Below are 1,346 nucleotides of genomic sequence, written 5' to 3'. Positions count from 1 at the left end.
CGCCATCCCAGGCCCTTGGCACGCAGGGTGTCAATCAAAGCGCCGAATTTCACCCGGAGGACCGTCTCTTTCTTGGGCCGTTTTCTTGGGGATTTGACCCGGGCCCCGGCAATTCGCAGTTCCTGAATCCTCCGGGTGACTTCCGGGTCCAGCGCTCCCTTGCGGTGTACGGCTTCTTCAGTCCCTCTGATCTTGCCAATGGCCGCAAGCAATTTTGCCAGCACAAATTCCGGGAATTTTTCAGGAGGGGGCTTTTCCTCCTTTCGGGATCTGGCCTGGCGCAGCAGGTCGGTTTGCAGCCTGAAGGCTTCGAGGATTACCGGCAGCGGTTGCCGCCCCAGCCAGCGGAGCGCCGCGGCTGGATCATCGTCCGGAAAGATCGTGGCAAAATATTCCAGGTCAAACGTCATATTGCCCCCCCCAAATCATCAAAAAATAATACGTATACAGAATACATAAATATTATCAGGTTAAATTTGTCAACGATTGAATATTCAATATATTTTTATCATATTAATTTTTTCTCTTATTTAAAAGGTAAAGCGAAGGCGTGTGAAAAAAGATTGACAATTCTTACCCCAATGCCATACAATTCACGCATTAATATACCCTCCAACTCGTTGTGGTATATCCGGCACAGCCGGCGCACCGCTGAGAGGCGGGAACCCAGTTGACGTTCCCCAAACTGGTAAAAAAAATGGGGAACACCTGGGCTGGGAGGGTTTGGTCCCAGCGGTGGGCCGGCACCATGACCGGCAGAAGCAAAATATCCGGTGTTAGCCGGCCAGTTGGCGTTCCCTAGACTGGTAAAAAAAGGGGAATACCCAGGCTGGGAGGGTGGGTCCCAGAGGTGAGCCGGCACCAAGACCGGCAGAAGTACGAAGCGGAACATGGTGCAGACCCCAGCACGGTAATCCAGGGGTATGGACTAAAGCTCGTTCACCCGCGGCTCCGGGGCAAATAATACGGTGCCATTGGTTCAGCAAGGGTGCAAAAGTGCGTGGATCGATATATCACCAGGTAGATTATCTATTTCAGACTTCCGGAGTTATGCAGATCGGGGAGTCCAAGCATGCCGCTAAAGAACAGGCCCGGGATGCTGGGGCTAAAACCTGGCACCAGGTCGGTAAACGGATAGGGATCCACAGTTACGCCACCGCGGACAAATACCGGGAGGTCGCGCGTTGTTGCTTCTCGTTCGCCAAGGAGAATTTCGGGGTCAAAAACATCGAAAACCTGGAAGGTCGCCATGTCGTGGCCTTTCTGCAGTCGAAAATCGGCCAGGAGGCCGCCCACGCTACCATCCAGCTATATGCCGCAGCCTGTGAAAAACTGGAAGCGGCCCT

The 1,346-nt window shown here is 53.4% G+C and carries 2 protein-coding genes; one reads left to right on the top strand and one right to left on the bottom strand.

Translation table 11 applies throughout. The features are described 5' to 3' along the window. Nucleotides 1-410: hypothetical protein (locus AB1467_07505; GenBank protein ID MEW6296100.1), on the bottom strand; the 410-nt coding region annotated here is incomplete at its 3' end. 640 nt (nt 411-1,050) lie between these two features. Between AB1467_07505 and AB1467_07500 the strand changes: the two genes are divergently transcribed. Beyond that, nucleotides 1,051-1,346: hypothetical protein (locus AB1467_07500; GenBank protein ID MEW6296099.1), on the top strand; the 296-nt coding region annotated here is incomplete at its 3' end.

It is taken from the genome of Candidatus Diapherotrites archaeon (assembly GCA_040755695.1).
Taxonomy (GTDB): domain Archaea; phylum Iainarchaeota; class Iainarchaeia; order Iainarchaeales; family 1-14-0-10-31-34; genus JBFMAK01.
This window is presented reverse-complemented; position numbering and strand designations above follow the sequence as displayed.